General features: G+C 34.8%; 32 protein-coding genes and 2 tRNA genes. 17 read left to right on the top strand and 17 right to left on the bottom strand.

Annotated features, from left to right (window positions below; translation table 11 throughout):
- The first annotated feature begins 11 nt into the window (after positions 1-11).
- The gene (locus tag DNJ73_RS05980; protein WP_187152607.1) at positions 12-776 is read left to right on the top strand and encodes a response regulator transcription factor; all 765 of its coding nucleotides are present in this window, start codon (positions 12-14) and stop codon (positions 774-776) included.
- Positions 777-796: 20 nt separating this feature from the next.
- On the opposite strand, the gene crtH is transcribed toward DNJ73_RS05980, so the two are convergent.
- Positions 797-2,353 (bottom strand): carotenoid isomerase, encoded by a 1,557-nt coding sequence (crtH, locus tag DNJ73_RS05975; protein ID WP_158466808.1) that lies wholly within the window; start codon positions 2,351-2,353, stop codon positions 797-799.
- Between the two features lie 14 nt (positions 2,354-2,367).
- Complete coding sequence (gene trmFO, locus DNJ73_RS05970) at positions 2,368-3,771, bottom strand: FADH(2)-oxidizing methylenetetrahydrofolate--tRNA-(uracil(54)-C(5))-methyltransferase TrmFO (RefSeq protein ID WP_158466807.1); 1,404 nt, start codon at positions 3,769-3,771, stop codon at positions 2,368-2,370.
- A 212-nt stretch (positions 3,772-3,983) separates the two neighbouring features.
- Between trmFO and DNJ73_RS05965 the strand changes: the two genes are divergently transcribed.
- The 6 genes from DNJ73_RS05965 to DNJ73_RS05940 all read left to right on the top strand — a co-directional run bounded on the left by DNJ73_RS05965 (position 3,984) and on the right by DNJ73_RS05940 (position 7,385).
- Positions 3,984-4,055, top strand: a tRNA-Lys gene (locus DNJ73_RS05965).
- A gap of 32 nt (positions 4,056-4,087) precedes the next feature.
- Complete coding sequence (locus DNJ73_RS05960) at positions 4,088-4,441, top strand: hypothetical protein (RefSeq protein WP_261792594.1); 354 nt, start codon at positions 4,088-4,090, stop codon at positions 4,439-4,441.
- A gap of 362 nt (positions 4,442-4,803) precedes the next feature.
- Positions 4,804-5,127: a hypothetical protein gene (locus DNJ73_RS05955; protein WP_158466806.1), complete on the top strand. Its 324-nt coding sequence runs from the start codon at positions 4,804-4,806 to the stop codon at positions 5,125-5,127.
- A 34-nt stretch (positions 5,128-5,161) separates the two neighbouring features.
- Positions 5,162-5,458 (top strand): DUF3303 domain-containing protein, encoded by a 297-nt coding sequence (locus DNJ73_RS05950; protein WP_158466805.1) that lies wholly within the window; start codon positions 5,162-5,164, stop codon positions 5,456-5,458.
- 114 nt (positions 5,459-5,572) lie between these two features.
- Entirely contained in the window at positions 5,573-5,752 is a 180-nt protein-coding gene (locus DNJ73_RS05945) for a hypothetical protein (protein ID WP_158466804.1), read from the top strand.
- A gap of 88 nt (positions 5,753-5,840) precedes the next feature.
- Positions 5,841-7,385 carry a SulP family inorganic anion transporter gene (locus tag DNJ73_RS05940; RefSeq protein WP_158466803.1) on the top strand — a complete coding sequence of 515 codons (1,545 nt, stop codon included), beginning with the start codon at positions 5,841-5,843 and terminating at the stop codon, positions 7,383-7,385.
- A gap of 440 nt (positions 7,386-7,825) precedes the next feature.
- On the opposite strand, the gene DNJ73_RS10000 is transcribed toward DNJ73_RS05940, so the two are convergent.
- The 7 genes from DNJ73_RS10000 to DNJ73_RS05910 all read right to left on the bottom strand — a co-directional run bounded on the left by DNJ73_RS10000 (position 7,826) and on the right by DNJ73_RS05910 (position 10,462).
- Complete coding sequence (locus tag DNJ73_RS10000) at positions 7,826-7,969, bottom strand: hypothetical protein (RefSeq protein WP_187152606.1); 144 nt, start codon at positions 7,967-7,969, stop codon at positions 7,826-7,828.
- A gap of 105 nt (positions 7,970-8,074) precedes the next feature.
- Complete coding sequence (locus tag DNJ73_RS05935) at positions 8,075-8,320, bottom strand: hypothetical protein (protein WP_158466802.1); 246 nt, start codon at positions 8,318-8,320, stop codon at positions 8,075-8,077.
- A gap of 185 nt (positions 8,321-8,505) precedes the next feature.
- Positions 8,506-8,781: a hypothetical protein gene (locus tag DNJ73_RS05930; protein WP_257473382.1), complete on the bottom strand. Its 276-nt coding sequence runs from the start codon at positions 8,779-8,781 to the stop codon at positions 8,506-8,508.
- 212 nt (positions 8,782-8,993) lie between these two features.
- Positions 8,994-9,221: a hypothetical protein gene (locus tag DNJ73_RS05925; protein ID WP_158466801.1), complete on the bottom strand. Its 228-nt coding sequence runs from the start codon at positions 9,219-9,221 to the stop codon at positions 8,994-8,996.
- Positions 9,222-9,309: 88 nt separating this feature from the next.
- Entirely contained in the window at positions 9,310-9,561 is a 252-nt protein-coding gene (locus tag DNJ73_RS05920; protein WP_158466800.1) for a hypothetical protein, read from the bottom strand.
- A gap of 235 nt (positions 9,562-9,796) precedes the next feature.
- Positions 9,797-9,982: a hypothetical protein gene (locus tag DNJ73_RS09995; RefSeq protein ID WP_187152605.1), complete on the bottom strand. Its 186-nt coding sequence runs from the start codon at positions 9,980-9,982 to the stop codon at positions 9,797-9,799.
- Between the two features lie 183 nt (positions 9,983-10,165).
- The gene (locus tag DNJ73_RS05910) at positions 10,166-10,462 is read right to left on the bottom strand and encodes a hypothetical protein (RefSeq protein WP_158466799.1); all 297 of its coding nucleotides are present in this window, start codon (positions 10,460-10,462) and stop codon (positions 10,166-10,168) included.
- Positions 10,463-10,624: 162 nt separating this feature from the next.
- Here DNJ73_RS05910 and DNJ73_RS05905 point away from each other — a divergent pair, with 162 nt between their 5' ends.
- A complete protein-coding gene (locus DNJ73_RS05905) occupies positions 10,625-10,801 on the top strand; it encodes a hypothetical protein (protein ID WP_257473381.1) in 177 nt (58 codons plus the stop codon).
- A 35-nt stretch (positions 10,802-10,836) separates the two neighbouring features.
- Here DNJ73_RS05905 and DNJ73_RS05900 read toward each other — a convergent pair whose 3' ends face one another.
- The 3 genes from DNJ73_RS05900 to DNJ73_RS05890 all read right to left on the bottom strand — a co-directional run bounded on the left by DNJ73_RS05900 (position 10,837) and on the right by DNJ73_RS05890 (position 13,207).
- A complete protein-coding gene (locus tag DNJ73_RS05900) occupies positions 10,837-11,331 on the bottom strand; it encodes a hypothetical protein (RefSeq protein WP_158466797.1) in 495 nt (164 codons plus the stop codon).
- A 508-nt stretch (positions 11,332-11,839) separates the two neighbouring features.
- Entirely contained in the window at positions 11,840-12,238 is a 399-nt protein-coding gene (locus DNJ73_RS05895) for a hypothetical protein (protein WP_158466796.1), read from the bottom strand.
- Positions 12,239-13,027: 789 nt separating this feature from the next.
- On the bottom strand, positions 13,028-13,207 hold the full coding sequence (locus DNJ73_RS05890) for a hypothetical protein (RefSeq protein WP_158466795.1): 180 nt from the start codon (positions 13,205-13,207) through the stop codon (positions 13,028-13,030).
- 156 nt (positions 13,208-13,363) lie between these two features.
- On the opposite strand from DNJ73_RS05890, the gene DNJ73_RS05885 reads away from it, so the two are divergent.
- The 3 genes from DNJ73_RS05885 to DNJ73_RS05875 all read left to right on the top strand — a co-directional run bounded on the left by DNJ73_RS05885 (position 13,364) and on the right by DNJ73_RS05875 (position 14,629).
- Entirely contained in the window at positions 13,364-13,471 is a 108-nt protein-coding gene (locus DNJ73_RS05885; protein WP_011125327.1) for a high light inducible protein, read from the top strand.
- 620 nt (positions 13,472-14,091) lie between these two features.
- A tRNA-Pro gene (locus DNJ73_RS05880) sits at positions 14,092-14,165 on the top strand.
- A gap of 167 nt (positions 14,166-14,332) precedes the next feature.
- Positions 14,333-14,629, top strand: coding sequence for a DUF1330 domain-containing protein (locus tag DNJ73_RS05875; protein ID WP_158466794.1), 297 nt, complete (start codon positions 14,333-14,335; stop codon positions 14,627-14,629).
- Positions 14,630-14,706: 77 nt separating this feature from the next.
- On the opposite strand, the gene DNJ73_RS05870 is transcribed toward DNJ73_RS05875, so the two are convergent.
- From DNJ73_RS05870 to DNJ73_RS05860, 3 genes are all read right to left on the bottom strand, one after another.
- Entirely contained in the window at positions 14,707-15,087 is a 381-nt protein-coding gene (locus tag DNJ73_RS05870) for a DUF1330 domain-containing protein (protein ID WP_158466793.1), read from the bottom strand.
- Between the two features lie 37 nt (positions 15,088-15,124).
- Positions 15,125-15,238 carry a helix-turn-helix domain-containing protein gene (locus DNJ73_RS05865; protein ID WP_158466792.1) on the bottom strand — a complete coding sequence of 38 codons (114 nt, stop codon included), beginning with the start codon at positions 15,236-15,238 and terminating at the stop codon, positions 15,125-15,127.
- Between the two features lie 77 nt (positions 15,239-15,315).
- Positions 15,316-16,326 carry a porin gene (locus DNJ73_RS05860; protein WP_158466791.1) on the bottom strand — a complete coding sequence of 337 codons (1,011 nt, stop codon included), beginning with the start codon at positions 16,324-16,326 and terminating at the stop codon, positions 15,316-15,318.
- A 226-nt stretch (positions 16,327-16,552) separates the two neighbouring features.
- Here DNJ73_RS05860 and DNJ73_RS05855 point away from each other — a divergent pair, with 226 nt between their 5' ends.
- The 4 genes from DNJ73_RS05855 to DNJ73_RS09990 all read left to right on the top strand — a co-directional run bounded on the left by DNJ73_RS05855 (position 16,553) and on the right by DNJ73_RS09990 (position 17,751).
- Entirely contained in the window at positions 16,553-16,834 is a 282-nt protein-coding gene (locus tag DNJ73_RS05855) for a DUF3104 domain-containing protein (protein ID WP_257473380.1), read from the top strand.
- A 390-nt stretch (positions 16,835-17,224) separates the two neighbouring features.
- The gene (locus DNJ73_RS10205) at positions 17,225-17,359 is read left to right on the top strand and encodes a hypothetical protein (protein WP_257473379.1); all 135 of its coding nucleotides are present in this window, start codon (positions 17,225-17,227) and stop codon (positions 17,357-17,359) included.
- Positions 17,346-17,477, top strand: coding sequence for a hypothetical protein (locus DNJ73_RS10200; RefSeq protein ID WP_261792593.1), 132 nt, complete (start codon positions 17,346-17,348; stop codon positions 17,475-17,477). Before DNJ73_RS10205 ends, DNJ73_RS10200 begins: the two co-directional genes overlap by 14 nt.
- A gap of 121 nt (positions 17,478-17,598) precedes the next feature.
- Positions 17,599-17,751 (top strand): hypothetical protein, encoded by a 153-nt coding sequence (locus tag DNJ73_RS09990; protein WP_187152604.1) that lies wholly within the window; start codon positions 17,599-17,601, stop codon positions 17,749-17,751.
- Between the two features lie 463 nt (positions 17,752-18,214).
- Here the strand turns inward: DNJ73_RS09990 and DNJ73_RS09985 are convergent, their stop codons facing one another.
- On the bottom strand, positions 18,215-18,385 hold the full coding sequence (locus DNJ73_RS09985) for a hypothetical protein (protein ID WP_187152603.1): 171 nt from the start codon (positions 18,383-18,385) through the stop codon (positions 18,215-18,217).
- Positions 18,386-18,739: 354 nt separating this feature from the next.
- On the opposite strand from DNJ73_RS09985, the gene DNJ73_RS05850 reads away from it, so the two are divergent.
- Complete coding sequence (locus DNJ73_RS05850) at positions 18,740-18,946, top strand: hypothetical protein (protein ID WP_158466790.1); 207 nt, start codon at positions 18,740-18,742, stop codon at positions 18,944-18,946.
- 116 nt (positions 18,947-19,062) lie between these two features.
- Here DNJ73_RS05850 and DNJ73_RS09980 read toward each other — a convergent pair whose 3' ends face one another.
- Positions 19,063-19,227, bottom strand: a complete 165-nt coding sequence (locus tag DNJ73_RS09980; protein ID WP_187152602.1) for a hypothetical protein — start codon at positions 19,225-19,227, stop codon at positions 19,063-19,065.
- Positions 19,228-19,626: 399 nt separating this feature from the next.
- Here DNJ73_RS09980 and DNJ73_RS05845 point away from each other — a divergent pair, with 399 nt between their 5' ends.
- Positions 19,627-19,842, top strand: a complete 216-nt coding sequence (locus DNJ73_RS05845; RefSeq protein WP_158466789.1) for a high light inducible protein — start codon at positions 19,627-19,629, stop codon at positions 19,840-19,842.
- The last annotated feature ends 16 nt before the right edge of the window (positions 19,843-19,858 follow it).

Here is a 19,858-nt window from a genome sequence, read left to right as displayed (position 1 = left end):
ATTTCTGACTTGTGACATCAATACCTGCAGATCAGCTTGCTACAGAGCAAATTCAAGGATCCTCCTCAGGTTCTTCTCCTATTCAAGCAACAACACAATCACCTTCTAAGGTGCTTGTAGTTGAGCCTCATCCAACTCTTAGAACTGTTTTAGTTCAGAGACTCAGACAAGATGGCCAGCTTGCAGCAGCGGTTGGTTCTGCTGAGGAAGCAGTTGATCTTTGTCGTGATCAATCACCAGATTTATTAGTTAGTGCTGAGCTGTTAGAAAAAAGTTCAGCACTTCGACTTGCACAGCAATTGGGATGTTCAGTGATTGTGCTTACTGCAAGAACAGGGGTTGAACCTGTTGTTGGTCTTCTAGATGATGGTGCTGATGATGTTTTAAGAAAACCTTTTGGCCTAGAAGAGTTAGCTGCTAGGTGTAGAACCTTACTGAAAAGAGGCAGAATTGGTTTACAGGAACGCGTCGCAGTAGGACCTCTTGAAGTTCATCTGCTGCTTAGACAGGTTACCTTGAGAGAGAAACCTGTAGAGCTAAGCCCAAGGGAGTTTGCTTTGTTGTGTGCTCTATTAATGCCTCCTGGCATGGTCAGAAGCCGTCATGAGCTTTTACGAATGGCTTGGCCTCCATTTAGTGGTGGCCCCCGTTCAGTTGATACTCAGGTTTTGACCCTCAGAAGAAAATTAGAACAAGCTGGTCTTGGGGATGGAGGAGGTATTACAACTGTTCGTCAGCAGGGATATAGGTTTAGCCTCGACAATCTGCCTTCTTAATCTTTAGGAATTTTTAAGAGTTATACCGGTAGGCCCCATTTGTTTATTCCGAGCTTTGTTCCGATGATATGAGCACAAGCGTAACCGCTAAAAGCTACAGCGTTTAAACCTTGGCCAGGAAAACAAGAATCACCAACACAATATAGGCCTTTAATACTTGTAGTATTAAATGGCATTGGAAGAAGACCAGGCAATCTCATGGAAGGAATTGGACCATAACTTCCTTTGTTTCTAGAAAGAAATCTTTTATGTGTTTTAGGACTGCCGATTTCTTTATGCAAAATGTTTTGACTTAGATTAGGGAATAATTGTTCTAATTTTGAAATAAGCTTGTCTCCGTCTTCCTTTTTCTTTGAAAGATATTCTTTGTTGTTTAACCCCTCCCAATAATCCATTGAAGAAGGTGTAAATGCGTGAATAATATGGCTACCTGTTGGTGCCAATGATGGATCTAGTAGAGTTGGAATTGATACAAAAGTAACTCCCTGTTCACTCTCCATCTCTTTCCATGAATTTAGAAGTAAGTGATGGCAATGTGTGGTAGAAGGAACAGAGTCTTTATTTACTCCTAAGTGTAGAGAGAGAAAAGAAGGTGAAGGTATATATCTTTTTTTCCATTTTGTTTCTGCAGGTGGGATCTTATCTCTTCTAACTAGTGGATCATTAACTCCCTGACCACCAAATGTATCCCATCTCGTTGCATTTGAAACTATTGTTTTACCAAAAATTTCTTCATCATTCTCTAGTGAAACACCTATTGCATTTTCTTCTTCGAAAATAATTTTTTTAACTTTTGATTTATACCTAACTTCACCTCCAAAGTTTTCAATTCCTTTCACTAGTTTTTCTGCAATAATTCCGACACCTCCTTTAGGGTAGTTAATTCCTCCGAAATGTCTATCAGAAAAGACCATCCCCGCGTTTATCATTGGAGTCAAGTCCGCGGGCATGACTGACCAGCAAAAACATTCAATATCAATAAATTTTAAAAGTACAGGGTCTTTGATATATTTTCTAGCAACATCTCCGGCATTTACGGGTAACCATCTAGCAAGTCCCAGGCATGATAAGGGTGATTTAAAGAAAACTTTCATTAGATATGCTGGATCCTCTATTGAAAGTAAAGGCATTGAATCGAGACATTTAAATACATCCCAGCAAGTTTCATAAAAGTGATTTATTCCTTTCTCTTCGTGGGGAAATAAATTTATCAGCTTATTAATGAACTTTTGATAATCTCTATCAACTGTAATTTCTAATTGATTAGGTAGATGATATGCCAATTGTGTCGGGTCAGGAATCGTCTCACATTCTTGTTCAACATCTTTGAGAGCTCTTGTTAGTAAATTGGTATATCCATTTTTACCAAAGCCAAATATCATTGATGCTCCAACATCAAACGTAAATCCTTTCCTTTTAAAAGACCCCCCACTTCCACCAGGGATTTTATATTGTTCAAGTACCAGAACTTTTGCACCCTTACTTGCTAGTTGACTTGCGGTAACTAAACCACCAAGACCTGATCCAATCACAATCGAATCCCAGTAATCAGAAAGTTTATTTTTTAATTGAGTCATGATTTACTAAGAAATTAAATGGTCTTTGTTGAAGAAGTTTTAGTTATAAAAGTTTCTTTTAGTTGTTTTATTTTCCCCAAGGATCTATCTCTATATTGCTTATATCTTTCACGTTTGTTGTTGATTCTATTATCGAGCTCAGGTAATAATCCAAAATTAGCTGGCATTGGTTGAAAGTTCTTTTTATTTTGAACCCTTAGACTTTCTTGACTATTGCTGACAAAGTTAGTCAATGCTCCAATCATGGTTGACGGTGGCAAAGTAATTGTATTTAATCCTTTAGCTAATAACGCTGCGTTAGTTCCTGCCAACCAACCTCCGGCAATAGCAGCAGCATAACCCTCTGTACCAGTGAGTTGTCCAGCAGCAAATAATGTTTTTCTATTTATGAATTGCAGCGATGGCTCTATAAGCTTTGGAGATTCAAGAAAAGTATTTCTATGCATAACCCCAAAACGAATAAACTCTGCTTTCGATAGGCCAGGTATCATTCTGATTAAACGTTTTTGCTCGCCCCATTTCAAATTTGTTTGAAATCCAACGAGATTCCATAATTTTCCTGCTTTATCTTCTTGTCTTAATTGAACGACAGCATGAGCTCTTTTTAAAATTCGAATATTTTTGTCGTTAACATCTCCCCATCTTGGATCCCAGAGCCCTATTGGCTTTAATGGACCAAAACGCATAGTATCTATTCCTCTTTTTGCGAGTTGTTCTATCGGAAGGCAACCTTCAAAAAAAAGAGCTGATTCTTTGTCAAAATCCTTTAATTCAGCCTGCTCTGCTTTGATTAATTCAGAATGGAATTGTAAATATTCCTCTTTATTCATAGGGCAGTTAACATAATCAGCATCACCTTTATCGTATCGACTTGCACGAAAGGCTTTTGAAAAGTCAATACTGTCTCCAGTAATTATCGGACTAGCTGCATCAAAGAAATGACATTCTTTTTCTCCTGTAAATTCTTTTATGTCCTCAGCTAAGGATTGGCTTGTTAAAGGACCTGTGGCTAAAATAGTAATTTGGTCAGCGTTAGGGAGATGAGGGCATTCTTCTCTCTCAATTTTTATTAGTGGATGAGAGGATAATTCATGTGTTATTGACTTACTGAATTGACTTCTATCTACTGCAAGTGCTCCTCCTGCAGGGACGGCGTGTTGATCAGCTTTTGCTATTACAATCGATTGTAATTCTCTTAACTCTTCTTGTAGAAGCCCTGCTGCTCTATCACTACTAAGGGCTCCAAAGCTATTACTGCAAACAAGTTCTGCAAATTGGGAGGAATGGTGAGCTGGGGATTTCTTTTTTGGGCGCATTTCAAATAGAGTTACTTTCACTCCAGAACTTGCTATTTGCCAAGCAGCTTCTGAGCCTGCAAGACCAGCTCCAATTACGATTACCGATGGATCTTCTTTCAATCTGTGTTTTTTTCTTTTAATAAGCTTAATTAAATAATATTCTCATGTCCCTCAACTATTTATTAAGACTTAAAATATCCCTAAGAAATCAATGAGGAAGGTAAAAAAATTTATTTTTTTTGTTTTTTAGTCCTCAAAAAGGAACATTAGGACCATTAATGCTTCAACAACGTGATATTTTTCATAGTGGACTATTACTATTGGTCTGATAGGGGTCGCTAGCTCAGTGGTAGAGCATCCGGCTTTTAACCGGCTGGTCCTGAGTTCGAATCTCAGGCGACCCATTTAATATGAGATTATTTCAAGATTCCAAGAGGTGATTAACTCTAAAGAGCTTCTGAAGAATCCTTTATTTTTAATAATTATTATTTGCAGTTTTAAATCGGTTAATGCGGGTATAAAAAACTTTACTAAGTTGATTCATTTTGAAGAGTGGCTTATTGAGAGAAAGGTTGATTTAAGTATTAATGAGATAAAATGCAGAGCTTCAATAGCATCTCATGCAAGTTGGTTTGGAGCTCGAGTAAGACTTGGACCAAATAATGAATTAATTAAACCTCTTTGGATCTCTCTAAAGGCTGATGAATTAACTGATTCAAAATTAGCTAAAGTTAGAGAATTGCTTAATGATTGCAGGTCAGGATTACTTTTCCTTCCTGAAGACCAATAAAATTAATCTCTATTGTGTTGATGAGAATATAAACACTTTCTTAAAAGAAATTTTGTTGCTGAATTATAAATATATTGATTTATTTTTTGATGAAGAAACTTTCAGTAGGAGCTGCAATTGCTATAAATATTTCTTTGTATATGTGGGCAGTATTGGAGTTTCCATTGAATTTAAATTAGTAAACTTAGATCAGGCTTACTCTTTTAGCTTTGATTTTTAAGGCAATTAATGCGCCAGTTTTTATCTTAAAGCAGTTTCTTAACTTTCTTTTTTTTTTTTCTTTTCAAACCTTTTTTTTTCCCTGTAGAGGTTAGGCTCGGCTTGAGGTGATCATTTGCCTCACGTCTTATGTAAATGGGGGTATGGTTAAAAAATCTTCTTCAATTACAAAATCCAATTCTAATTGGTTATGGAGGTGGGCAGAACCTGAAAGTGAACTCTCCGTAATTCCTAAATCAAAAACTAAACGTTTAGCTCAACAGGCAAAATTGGCAAATGTTGATGCTGAACGAGCTGTTAGTAGGGCATATCAAATTGAATTATCTAGAACCAAGGCAATCGGAGAGGCAATGTTTAAGTCTGGTAAAGCCTTGAGATTTACTCTTTCGAGTTCAGGAAGGCAATTAATACTTAGAACCCAGGCAGCTCGAAGACAATTTGAGCCTGGTTTTAGGAATAAAAAATAATTTTCAGATACAATACAATCTTTAAAAAAAAAAAATGCAGCTTTATATAGTGACTTGGAAATTTGAATCTTCTGAAGATCAAATTTATTCATCTGAAGCTTTTGTTGATTATGTTGAAAGTGGCAAATCTGAAGATCATATTGATGGCTATGAAAGAATTGCTTGGGCCCACACGCCTCAAGATGGTACAGGCGTAATAATTTGTAAGGCCTCAAATGCATCAACTTTATTTAGGGTATTTGGATCCTGGAGAGATAAATTTGGTATGACCTGGGAGTATAAACCTGCCTTATCTACTGAAGAATTTGTTGGTCTATTAAAAGAAAAATAGGGTAAAAATTTAAATGTTTTGTATGTTTAATTTGAGTTTAAATAAACTTCTGTCTAAAAAACTTTCACGTTTGGTTCAATCAACTTAGTCTTGTTAAAATTCATTTCGCAATAAATGCCTGTTTGTTACTTCTTTTCTCTAACTGCTAGTGAGATGGGCATTAGTCCAACAATTTTAGCTTTGATTATCTTTTCATCCATTGTTTTTATTGTTGGTTTTGCAAAAAGTTCAAGGGAAAATGAGTATAAAAAACTGATGGATTCATTTATTGAGAGAAAAGAAGAATCAGATTAAGCAATAGATTTATTCATATTAGTAAGAAGATATCCCTATCAATAATGAATTCTCATATCTAATAGGGCAGGATGGTAGAAGAGTTGTTTTGAAATTGAACAATTTATTAGCAAAGGAGAAATTTGTTTCTCCTTCTCGTGATGTGCTTGCTGGTCTTGTTGTTGCTTTTGCAATGATCCCAGAGGCCATAGCGTTTTCTGGTATTGCAGGAGTAGATCCAAGAGTTGGCCTGTTTGGCGCCTTTTTACTGTCAGTCACTCTCGCAATTTTTGGAGGCAGAATGGCCATGATTACTTCGGTAACTGGTTCGACTGCACTTTTGATGACTGGGATTGTTCAGCAGGGAGAAAATATTAGTCCTGGCCTTGGATTGCAATATCTTTTAGCTGCTGGATTGCTAACAGGAGTTCTTCAAATTGCTTGGGGCTATTTAAGACTTGCTCATCAGATGAGATTTGTACCTCAGCCTGTAATGGATGGCTTTGTGAATGGGTTGGCTATTTTAATCTTCTTAGCTCAATTGCCTCATTTGGGTATTGACTTGGCTCATTCTGCAAAAGTTGTTACTGCAGGTCAATTGCCAGCGGTTTGGGGATTAACCATACTTACTTTATTAGTTATCTATTTGCTACCAAAAGTTACTAAGCTGCTGCCTTCTGCATTGGTTGCAATTTTTCTTTGTACTGCTATTTCAATCGGTTTTAAATTAAATGTCCCTACTGTTTCAAATTTAGGTATCCTTCCTAATGGATTACCTGGATTCGGGTTTCCAAAAGTACCTTTTAATTTTGAAACACTTGGTTTGATCTTGCCAACAGCTTTAGCAATTTCTCTGGTAGGGCTTATGGAAACATTTCTTACTCAAGATATTCTTGATGATTTGACAGACAAAAGTACAAATAAAAATGTTGAAGCACGTGGGCAAGGTATAGGTAATATTGTTAGTTCTCTTTTTGGAGGTATGGCTGGATGTGCTCTGGTAGGGCAATCGGTTATGAATGTGGGTTATGGAGGAAGGACTCGTCTTTCAACTTTAAGTTCTGGGGTTTGTTTAATAGCAATGATTCTTGCTGCTAAAGATTGGGTTAATCAAATTCCAATGGCAACATTGGTTGGAGTAATGATAATGATTGCAATTAATACTGCTAATTGGATTTCAATTAAAGATATACGCCGCATTCCTAGAAGTGATAGTTCAGTTATGATTTTAACTGTATTCGTTACTGTAATTACACATAATTTAGCTTTGGGACTCTTATCTGGTGTAGGCCTTGCAGCTATTTTATTTAGTAGAAAGGTGGCAAAAGTTATAAAGGTTGATTCTACCTTAACCAGCGAAAATCACAGGATTTATAAAGTTAAGGGGCAATTATTTTTTGTTAGTAGTATTTACTTTAGACAAGGGTTTGAACTTCACGAACATCCTAAAAAAATTACAATTGATATGTCTGAAGCTCATATCTGGGATCAAAGTGGAGTAACCGTTTTAGATCAAGTAATCAGGAGAATAAAATTAGGCGGGTCTGAGGTTGAAGTGATTAATTTAAATGATGAAAGTTTGGATTTATTTTCTCGAATAGGGCAAGCAACTGAAGCAGGAGGAAGAGGAGGAGAATTTAAATCTGCTCATTAAAGATTATTAGGTTTTACTTGAAATTCCTATAGATTTTTTTAATAGCTTGTATGAAAGGCTTATAAGGATTCATTTCCATTTGATTTAACTTTGTACATTTGATTCTCATTAATGTATAAGCACGACCTGCAACTAATCAAGCTACATACGCAATATTCATAGCATATATAAGTAAAACTTATATATGCTATGAATATTGCGATATCGTAAATGTCTTTTAACTTAAATTTTGAGATAAAGATAGGGTAATGATTTTGATTATGTATTATGGATTTTTAGTTGATAAAAAACTAGCAGAGTTTAAAAAAAATTCCATCAAGCGGAAAATCACTTAATGGAATTGAGTTTCTTATGAAATTTTTTTAAAACAGATAGATTTCTAAATTTAAAATCCAATCTGTTTTAAGAATTTGCCAATAGGATTTGCTACTGGCTAAAAACTAAGCTTCAGAATCAAACTTAGATAGATTTGGTCCAGCAATTACACCAACTAGTCCAAATAGAACAAGAGATACAACACCGACAATAGTCGCTGAGAGGCTTCCTCCTCCCAAAGCAAAAGTTAAGAATGGCAAATGAAGCATTTTTTTTTAGATGCAGGTATATATATAAACCTAAAATTGCCCAAATTTAGTGAAGTTGTAGCACCTTGATAAATTCAGACATTTTTTAAAGGATATAAAGAGAAGTTAAGCGGTTGGAAAATTGTTAGGGAACATAGTATCTAGTTCGTCTTTAGTTGCTTTAGTCTCTCCTTTGAGCCAGTCCTTTACGCCATTAGGCTTTACAGTCTGAGCATTACGAGCTGCAAAAATGATCACATGAAAAGGGATTACTATTGCAAAGAAGAAGAAATGAAGTAGATACAAATCCCATGGGATACCCTGGTAACCATAATCAGGGAAAAATATTGCAGTAAGAAAAGGAAATACCATGTTGTTCAAGTCTTTACTGTACTAATCATTATCCATAAAGCACAAATTCTTTCGGCATGGCTAGATATTTTAACTTCTAGAAATGCTATGGGTTAGTCCAAGGCTTACTATAACGTCTCATCACAAAGACATATGAATCGAGTTATGGAAGGATCCCCATTTTAATCACCTTATTCAGTTAAAACTTAATTGATGAGGCTTTCTATTAATTTAACTAGCCTAAAACTAAAATATATACTTCCTATTATCCAGCTAGGTAAGATTATATTCCATGCTTTTTGATGTTTTAATAGAATAATTTTATTTAAAAAATAAGCTCCAGCTACAGGAATAGATATTAATACAGTCATCTTTAAGAAAAACTCAATAAACGCTAATGCAGCTATTGGGTTTATAAGCCATGCTATTAATATTCCACTTAGCAAGTACCCACCATATTGTCCTAGCTTTCTTATCATCATTGACTGCTTGTTTTGTCTTTTACAGTATCTCACTATATCTTCAATAATAGTCCTAATACTATAAGATAGTTATCTGAGGATTTTTTGAGATTTCAAAAAATAATAGTAATGCTATTTTTGATAAAGAATCCTCTTGTAAAAAGACAATTAAATATAAGATATAAATATATTTTTATTGTATAATTTACAGATTTAAAAATAAATGAATTTAGTTAATCTTTTGGCTTGGGATATAGTTTTTTAATAGCATCATCCTGTAGCTTTTGTTTTCTCTTTATCTGTTTTTGCTCGTTTACTCTTCTAACTATAATTCCAGGAATAAACCAAATTACTGTTATGATAGCAAAAACAAAGATTGGATTATTTATAGTCATATCAATTAATGTATTATTTACTAAAAAGGAATAGATATTATTAAATTGTAAAATTTGATTGTACATTTTAATTTAAAAATAAAACTATTTTTTTTATCATAGATGTCAATAAATACTTCTAATTTGATGACTATCTGTTTCTTTATATTTTGATTTAAAGGGTTTCATCATCTTTATTAGCCTGGTCATCTAAATAGATTTTAGATTCATCAGCAATGATTTTTAGGAAATTTTCATTTCCTTTTGATTCTGATATCTCTGTTGAAGCATTATATTTTATTTTTATATCTTTTCCAGACCATGCTGCTTGATCCTTAAAAAGATTTCGTTTTGCGGAATATACGAATTTTCTTCCAATGAATAAAATCGTTATAAAAATGAGTGAAAAGAGAAGAATTATTTTCATTCTAAAAGCTCTAATTTTGTAATCATAACTTCTTAAACTATTTTAGTAGATATATGACAAAAAAAATAAATAAATAGCTAACAATTTTTTTTGATTTGCTTTTAATATCTTCAATAGCCTTTTTGGTTCTAAACAATGTCCATTAAATTCAAGCGTAGCTTAGTTTTTACCTTGCTTTTATAAAGCTTGATTTAAAATTGCCATCTTTTAGATTGTTTGCTAAAGATATATATATTTATATTAATATCAATAAAATGTTCTCTTGGTCAAACCTTAGAAGAGTTATATATACATTGTCTAATCTGCTTGTTATACCAGCTATTCTTATACCCAGGATTGACTTCATCGCAAATCTTTCTTTTATTATTGCTTTCTTTTTGTTAGTTAAGACAAATTTATTGTTATTATTGCTAATTTGCATAGCCTTCATTGTAAAGAATAATTCAAATTATAGATTTAGTCTTTTATTAAAACTTAAGGGTGCTGAACTCTCAAAGTCAGATTATGAATGTGTTAATTTATATGCTTGGTGTACATTATTAAGATATTTCCTAATTGGAGTAGCTTCAAATCAAATCATTCTATTTTTTTAATAATTTTTATATTACACTTCCTTTTTAAATGGATTCAAAAAAAGTTTTTTTTGTTTCTTTTTAGGCGGATTGATTGTACCTGTATCTGCATTTAGTCGAGTTTTGATGTCTTGAATTATTTTATTACGCTGCTCTTCATTTTCGTCTGGATCTAATGAGGCAAACCAATTTTCAAGATTCCAAAATTGATTACCTTTTTGGTCTACCACAACTTTTACAAATCCTTCTTGTCCAGAAAAGGAATAAACTCCCTCAGGAAGTTTATCGAAGTCAAACTCTCCATTTTGCACTCTTCTGATGTAACCCATTCTTATTTCTTTAAAGGCCTTAGCACTTTCTTATCTTATATCAATGATTAAATTGAGGTCATTTATGAATTTATAGTTCTTTTACTTAAATATTTAGGAATTATAATTTTTACTTGCTTTTACCTATAGGAGTGTGAATGATTGAAAAAATACATAAAATTTATGTGCCCTTTCAGCAAAGAATTTTCTCTCCTTGCGAAAACATTTGAATATTCAGATTACCTTGAAGATTCAGATTGGAAATTTCAGAAATATAATTTGGTCAATGCATCTGGGTACTCTGATCTCTTGGAAGATACTGAATGGGGAACAAGATCAGATGATTTGACTATTGCTTAAGAAAATAAAAAATAGATTTTTTTAAGGCATTAACGCTATGTTTTTAATTCCGAAATGTATTCTTCACTAATCCAATCTAGTTGATGATCCTCTTTCGGAGTTCTTCCTAAAATAATTATTGGTACACGAACCTGTTTGTTTTCAATTGTTTTCCTATATCCAACCACTAGTTCAGCGTATTTTTTAAATGTCCATCCATTGTTACCTTTTGATTCCCATTCTGACGAGTTTCTAAGAGATCTATAAAAATCTTCAATTCCAAATTCATTCCAACACTCTTGAATAGCGAGTAAAGGATCAAGTCCTTCTTTAAGTAATTGTTGATATTGAATTATCTCAGGAGCTTCTTGTGAGTTGTCCGGTTTTAGTTCTATTGCTAGATCATATACGCTTACTTTTTTAAGTCTGAACCAATCTCTGTCAAAGAGAAAGACCGGAAAACCTAATGACCATTTATCTCCTTGTACTTTTTTGTAGGTTTCAATAAACTCATTTATATGTTTCTTTAAAAACTTATAACGTTTTTTCATAAATACTTTTCCCAATGTAATTATTTTTAGGTTTTAACTTTAGAATTTACATTAAGCCTTTGATGCTAAAGGACAGATATTAGACTATTAAGTATATTATGCTAAATATGGATTGATCAACTTAATGAAAAATAGTAATAAGAGACCTGCTTGGTTAAACTGGGTGTATCTTGGAATATTTATATATTCTTCTTATTTTTTATTTAATTATTGGTCATCAATATTAGTAAAATAGGATATATATTTGGGGACTTAACAACTTATTTTTGTTATACTGTTAATAAATTAAAAAATAATTTAATTTATTAATATTCAAATTATGTATATATAAATAGAAGCTTTTTCAATTACGACTATTAAATTTTTTAAACTAAATTACCCAGCAAATACAGGTAAACCTATCGTTGCTGTGCTTATCAAAGCTCCTGCAAAAATGATAAAAGGAATTAAAGGGTACTTTTCAATCATGAGGGAGGGGGCTTCAGAGCTTATAGGTAATTATACCATACTAAGTATTTATACCCCAACCTGGGCTGAAGATAGTCATAATGGCTTGCTCATTCATTCGAGGTGAAGTTCGATTTTTTACGTCTTCTATTGCCTTTTTGTAGTAACGGTACTTCCTTTGGTGATCGCTAATCACTCTAATTACACGCCATTGCTCCATAGGGAAACGCTTTTTTACTTCTTCAGCAATTTTTCTTTCTTCATGATTCAAATGTTTTTTCTTTAGTTTGTATTCTTTGTTAAGCCATTCGAAAAGAATTTCTAGTTCACATGAGATTTCACCATTTTTTATCCATTTTTCTATGTACTTTTCATCACCGTGTTCTATAAGAAAACATTTTTCAGGCGATGGTAGCTTGATTTCATGCAAAAGCTCAGCAAAATTTGGTATTAGTCTCACTTACCGAGCTGTTATTGACAAATTTATTATGAAAGGTTTTTATTCTTTTCGTGAACAAAAACTAGAAGAGTCTGATCTATTTTTTAAATATAATTCTATGATCTCATAAAATATTCAAATAACTCAAAATATTATTTGGAAAGAAGGCAGTTTAAAATCAAATAAAAAAACTGCCTTCAATTCGCTCACTTAAAGAACTCGAAAGTTTCCTTTCGAATATGTTCTTCATCTTCTATCAATAACACTTTCCCAATCTTTAAGTCACTAGCTATTTATCCTCATTAAACTTCTAGCCTATAGGTAGAATAAAATTCGTCATCATGACAAGAAAAAATATTAATTGTTAAGCCTGCTAAAATATAAGATAAATTTTATTTATATATTTATGAGGAAAAATTTATATTTTAAATATTTAAGAGTAAAATTATATGGATTAAACGAATTGTCAAAATTATCAAATTAATTTTGACAAAAAACTAAGATAAAAAATTCTTATATATGCATGTCACTAAAAATCTTGTCATTAATTATTTTGATTAACTTCCTATCCTTACGAGATCAATCTGGAACTTTTCAAATTAAACTCAAATTGCAAGAATTAAAGTTAACAGCACTGTAAGAATATATTCTACTAAATATAAGCTACTTCAAGGGACATAACTTAAGACAAAGTTAATTCGTTTAGCCATTTATCTTTTACTTCAATGTGAAATAAAAAACTAATAAATTTTTTTTAGCTCTATGAACTGTGTCTAATCGTGCTTTTATAATTTTTACTTGTTTGAATTGCTAGCCAAATAATTTACCTCTAATTTTATCAAGAGAGGGCCCTCTGCTTTTCTCCTCCTTGGTTAGAGGAATCCAGTTCCAATCGCAACTAACGGTAAGAAGATAGCCAACGAGTAAATGCCAAATAAGAATCAAAAAAGGGTGTTCTAAATGAGGAGCCAAAGGGTTCACTAAGATCAAAAATTATCCTAACTAATAAGAATGAATCTCATGAGTTTGCAAAAAACAGAAGAAAGGCTCTTTGTTCAATAAGCAAAGCCACGCAAAAGCCAAAATGAGCTTTACAAGTCTTAATACTCTTATTAATATTGCTTCATGTTTTATTCTTAATCGGCTATGACTCCTGAAGCAGAAAAGTTTAATGGATGGGCTGCAATGCTTGGATTTGTTGCGGCTTTTGGTGCATATGCCACAACTGGTCAGATTATTCCTGGTATCTTTTGATTCAAAAAAGATAGATATCAAATAAAAAGACCTGCTTAATACTGCAGGTTTTTTTATTATCACTTTGTGTTTGATCTTTATTTAAGAACTTTGATGACGGATAAAATCCACCGTATTGAGCAGGGCAAGGAACAAGAGATACTCATTTTTCACAAAATTGAGTTTCAGTGGGTTTTATTTGTTGCTGATATATCCTTACTTTCATGCTTATCGAAATGGTAGTTTAATTGGTTTGTGGCTAGAATCAATTAATGGTCAGCAGTATTTAAAAGGGGCTAGCAATCCGAAATCTTATTTCCTTATAATTGGAGAAAACCCAAAGTCCCAACCTGTAATTGATATATTTTCGTTCTTTTTAAATAAGACTAGAAGAATCGTATCCTTTAAGTTTTCATGGTTCTATCCTTTAAAAATTTCGAGTATTTCGCCTTTTCTTCCTGAATGCTCCACCCACGGGCTAAACTTTTAACATCTTCTTTTAGGGTTTCTTCCCGTCTTTGTAGTCTATTTTCTTAGGTAATGGTTTTGCGGCCTAGTAGCGGCCTAAGCATAAAATTCATGCCCATGCATCACCAGTCACAAGAAAGCACAAAGTTAGTGAGGGCCTAAAAAAGCAGTAACGGGGCGTGGCGCAGCTTGGTAGCGCGGGTGCTTTGGGAGCACTAGGTCGCAGGTTCGAATCCTGTCGCCCCGATCAGTCAGAGACAGGTTTCCCGGCCTGTCTTTTTTAATGCTAATTTTTCGTTGAACCCAAAAGTGAACCCAAAAGCAAGATGAGATAAGGGAAGTTAAAGGGTTCTCTAATATTTATATACAAAGTAGATGGTGTATGTGAAACTCTTTGGAATTGATTTTTTTTTGATGGCTAAGGGTCTTTGGCTTGTTACTACAACAGTTACGAATCCAGCTTTTGCTGAATATGTTGAGGCCTTTCAACCTTGGGTTGAATCAGTAGGTGGTTCAGTTTATGCAAAAGATATGGAAGCTGAAACTGTTGAGGGAAAGGGTGGAAAATTAGGAGTCATCATTGAGTTTCCCTCAAAGCAAGCTGCGATTGATGCTTTCAATAGTTCGGAATATCAAGAACTAAGCAAATTACGTTGGGCAAATTCAACAGATACCAATATCACCATCATTGATGGCGGAGTAACTCATTAAGAAAAAGTTGAGGTTCTTATATAGTTAAAGCTCGGTTGACAGTCGATTTATCTTGGGGGCATTAGCCCCCTTTTTATTTATAGCTTTCCTTCTGTTAGTCGGAAATTCCAATTTGTATGAGGTGCTCGAATTGCTTTTAGCCTTTGATATTCATCAGATTCGTAGCATTTAATTACTGCATCCTTACCTTTTGGATGTCTTGCAATAACAGTTAGAGGACCACCATCTCCTCTCTTATTTCCTTCTCGTATATCTGTATTTCTATCTAATACCAATGTTGTAAAACCACATTCTTTAGTGAATTGATTAACGTTTTGAAAATACTCTTTAGCTGCTTCTCTATCTTTTGTGGTTCCTGTAATTACGGCATATCCCGCAGTACCAGATTTAGGAAGTTGAGAACCTATAGCAAGCCCTATGGCCGCTGCAACAACACCTACAATCGCAGTTTTCTTCATTTGGGTTTTTAAAGATCATTGGCAGAATATCGGCTTTCTACTGAACTGACCACCGCCTAGCAGTAGTTGGACTTACCCCATAAATTCCAGCAATCTTTTTCCAACTCCAGCCGTAACTTCTATATCTGTTAATTCTGTTTCTTTTAGGCATCACATGAAAAAGGACTGACTTTTGCCAGCCCTTTTATTCAATGACCCATCCGAAGGGATTGATTTAGCTTTTAAGGTTTAGAAGCTAAAAACTGTTTCAACAACAACACCTGTGTCGTCATCACCAGTACTTGTATCTTCAACGGTGAAGAAACCAGGAGTAAGTGTAACGTTGTCGTTCAATGAATAAGTGTAAGAAACTTCAAATCCTGTTGAGTCTTCAGAATCACTGCCATCAACATCAGTTGAATTGTAAGCAGCACTTAATGTTCCTGGACCAACTTCATAGTCAACACCAACGAACAAATCAGTTGCATCAGCACCTGTTTCTGGATCATTTGTGTCATAAGCAACGCTGATAGTAGCTGGGATTGACTCAGGGCTGTAGTAGATACCGCCACCGAATGTGTCGTATCCAGTTGTTCCACCTTCACCGTCGTTTGAAGCGATTACAAGACCGCCACCAAAGCCGTCGCCGTTATAGCCAAGAGTGAAAGTTGAAACATCATCACCATCATCAGCGCCGATTCCTACTGTAGAAGAAGCACCACCAACAGAAACGAAACTTACAGAGGCAACTACGCCATTGTCTCCAGAGTAAGTAACACCAACTCCAGGACCAGTTTCGTTACCAGCCAATGAGTAAGGCATGCTGCCTAGTCTGAAAGCGTCTGAATAAGCAGAAGTTGTTGCAGCAACAACATCATCCTGATCAAGTAACGGTCCAGCAGTTACTGAAAGATCGCCAACTGGGAAAGAGTAAAAAAGATCTTTAACAGTAAGATCAGAACCACCACCGTAAGCGCTGTCCATAGATGCTAATGGACCAGATGCGTTACCAGCTTTAATACCAGTAACAAGCAAGTCTTCGCCGCTAAAGCTAGATTTCATGCTAAGTACATACTTGTATTGCATATAAAGTTCTTCTTCCGTATCTGTTGTTCCACCGTCAGCAACAGAACCAACAGTAAAAAAAGCACTTCCACCAAGAGATGTAGTTGATGAAAATGCAGTATCTGCATTAGCGGCTATTGGAGCCATAAGGCCTAGAGCAGCAGGAGCTACCAGCAAACGCTGAAAAAGCTTCATTGTGTCCTCACACAAAATAAATTTAAATTATTCTTGTAAAAAAACAGACAATCTGAAGTATTAATAGCTACATAAGACAGTTGCTCGATCATTGGCAGAATATCGGCTTATTACTGAACTGACCACCGCCTAGCAGTAGTAGGAGAAACCTTATTTCTTAGGCAAATACTGTCTGAAACTACTTGACTTAACAGACTTAGAAATTTGGTCTAAAAGGATACTTCCCTTGCTTGATGGATTTGGACAGAATGAACTTATGGATGAACCTTTATTTTTAAAAGTCAGACCTGGGGACGCTGTTTTATATGAAAAGGACCAAATTGGAAAAGTTCTTTCTTTTGCTGGCGGCTCTCGTGATCCTGATGCACCCTCACTCTTTCAAATTGCCAACGTAGATTCTGGCGAAATCCGTTGGATTCATGGGGAAGAAGTTACTGAAATAGTTTGCGAATATCGAACAACAATTAAAAAGCCTTCTTCGCTTTACGAGGAAATAAAGCAGTTGTAAAAAAGAGAGGCAAATAGCCTCTCTTTTGATTATTCCTTTTAATTCTGCAAAGATCGCAGTTGTCTTTTTTGGGGATGGTGAAGGGAGTAAAGAGTTTCATAAAGCCTCTTTTCTTACACCTTTGGTCTAATCCTTCTTTTTTTTGGATGGGAGTAGGGAAGCACTACCCCAACCGAACATCATTACTTCAAGAGTACTTTTTATATTTATTACATCGGTGCATGGAATGTTCAATACCTGTATCACCGAAAATTTTTAACCCCTCCCTGCCATGACTTCAATCAATAATTCTTCAGCAGCTAAATTCCTAGTTCTTTTTTGTATCCCTGCGCTACTACTTGCATCAGGTTCATTTGATGTTGCTTCTTCCGTAATCGTTTAATTAGAACAATGCCTTCAAAATTCTCACCTGATTTTTACGAATCTATCCTTGAAGCTTCAGACAAAGGTGAGCTTTGGGGAATAGAAAATAGTGATTTAACCCCGCTAGAAATTCAGTTGCTTCTTTCTCATGACTTCAACTGATAAACAAGCATTTGATAAAGCAGCATTCGAAAAGAAGGCTTTTAAGTTTGTTCCTTTTCTTATTTTGGGAAAAATTATATTTGCCGTTTGGTTTATTTCTTACTTGGTGAAACTCTAATTTTTAAGCCATTGATCACCGCCAAGCAGTAGTAGCAGAAACACCCCAGAAACATTCGCTTTGTACTACATCACTGCGATATCTCATCTGATTAGATTTTCATAAGTATAGGTTTTAGAAAATGTTTACTGCATATCACGCAATCATGTTCGCAGTTTTATTGATAGGTGGGGCTGGAGTTATTTTTCAAGCCTCCTCAGGAGATGATTCTTTAGCAAATAATCTAATTCCAGTTAAGGCTACTGAAGCAAAATTCGACTTAAACACTTACTAGCTTGACAGTCGATTTACTTGGGGGCATTGGCCCCAAGTTTTATGGATCAAGTAAAAACAGGTTAAAACAAGAAACCCCTCTAGAAATTCCAATAACTAAAGGGGTTATTAATCGACTCGTACTATATAAAGTCAATTATGTCTTGATGAGGTTTGGCCTCAATTAAATATATAGGCGAAATCAAGTTAGAAAACAAGAAAAGATTGGATAGCCCTACCTAAACCGAACATCAGGACTCAATAAATCCTTTTTAAATTAGGACCATATTGATGGCGTGATACGGAAGCATCATCAAGCTAGATCGGGGGACGGTCGTCGAAATCCCAGTCCCCTCTTCGCTAATTCATTAAAAGTTCATTAAGTCTGCACTTTTTTTGTAATCAAAACCATTAGTCAACCCTCCAACGTGGGGGTTCTCTTTTTCAGTTATCGTTTAGGACTAAAAAAATGGACATGAATCCTTTCAATCCGTTACTCCAACATTGCGAAGAGTTCTACGGAAAAATACTTTCCATAAAAGAGCCATTAAACAATTTTTATTTAAAACTACGACTAAGCAAAGCCAACGCCAACGCTTAAAAATTATGTACGGAATCAACGAAGTAGCAATTATTGCAAGCTTGGCTATACCCACTGGGTTGTTTATTGGCTTTTCAACAATCCTTGTTAATAGACTTCGCCAATGTATGTAATGACCACATCTACTCCAGCACAACCAAAGAAGAAATCATGGTTCGGACTAGGTGAGTTTATTGGTGGGATTCTGTTTGATCTTTACGCTCGTTACTAATCAATAGACCAACGCCTGGCAGTAGTAGGACTCACTTCATAAATTCCGGCAATCTTTTTTCAACTCCAGCAGTAATTTCTATATCTGTTATTTATTATTTTTCCAGACATACATCTAAGCCATTCTTCCAGTTAAAGCAAAATATCTCACGAATTGTTCAGAATCCTTTTAGTCTATAAAAATAAGGTGTTCCTTCGTATGATGCTGTTATCGACTGCCTTGTTTTTTCCTGACTATGGAAGTTCAGGAGTTCCTTGGGACCTTCTTTTATTGCATTTTTATTTCTTTGCAATAGCTATTCCATTCCTAATGATTTTTAACGCAGCTAGAAACTCTGATCGTGAAAATCCAAACAGAGTTAAAGATGAAACGACAAGGTACCCAGATTTACATCCGAGAGCCTAATTGCCAGTAGAACTTTTTCTATTTGAGCTTTTTATTAGATACTAGCTTTAACGCTAGATGCAGCTATTTGCTTTTCTGTTGTTATTTCTAATATTGTCCGTTGAAATCATTAGTTATCAAATAGTAGTCATATAAGCAAGAAAACCAATAGGAACGAAAAGCAATGCAGCGATCGTATAGCGAACAAATTTGCCTGTTCCAGAATCTCTTGAATAATCAGTGAAATGCTTTGTGTTATTCCACTCGGACCAATTCTTTGGACTGTTATCAGATGATGTCATTGTGAGTTAAGCAAATACGGTAGTACCAACTTCATAAGCACCAACTAATAAAAGAAGTGCAGGAAGATTCCATAGAACGATTAGTTTTGCAGCAGTAGTTTTGTTAATTGCAAGCATGACTAAAAGTTTGGTTGAGTTGGTTTTAAAAAGATGAATACAATATAAATAGAAGCTTTTAATAGTAGTAGGACGGTTGAAGTAGGGCTATCCAGTTCGGGCTATTTATACTTATTAGAGTCATCAATAGATCTAATCATTGGATAAATATCTCTCTAACTAGTTGCTGTATTTGGTGTTTGATGTTTAAAGCGATTAAGGATTAGAAGAAGCCGTACCGGACCGAATCTTTGATTAACAAAGCTAATACTTTATGTTTTTTGCATCAACGCAATTCCAGTAATGACAACCTCTTCTAACGCAGCTTCTTCTCAGGTAATCACTGAGTACGGCAAGCAAAACATCTTTGGCCGTGAAACACAGCCACAGCTTGTCGAGGATTACACAAGCTACCCAGAAGAAGCAGAGAAGACAAATGGTCGTTGGGCGATGATTGGCTTTTTTAGTCTTCTCGTTTCTTACTTCACAACTGGTCAAATCATTCCTGGAATCTTTTGAGCACTGAATCGCCTTC

It is taken from the genome of Prochlorococcus marinus XMU1408 (genome assembly GCF_003208055.1).
Classification (GTDB): Bacteria; Cyanobacteriota; Cyanobacteriia; order PCC-6307; family Cyanobiaceae; genus Prochlorococcus_B; species Prochlorococcus_B marinus_A.
Note: the sequence above shows the minus strand (reverse complement) of the source record. Positions and strands in the feature narration are given on the sequence as shown.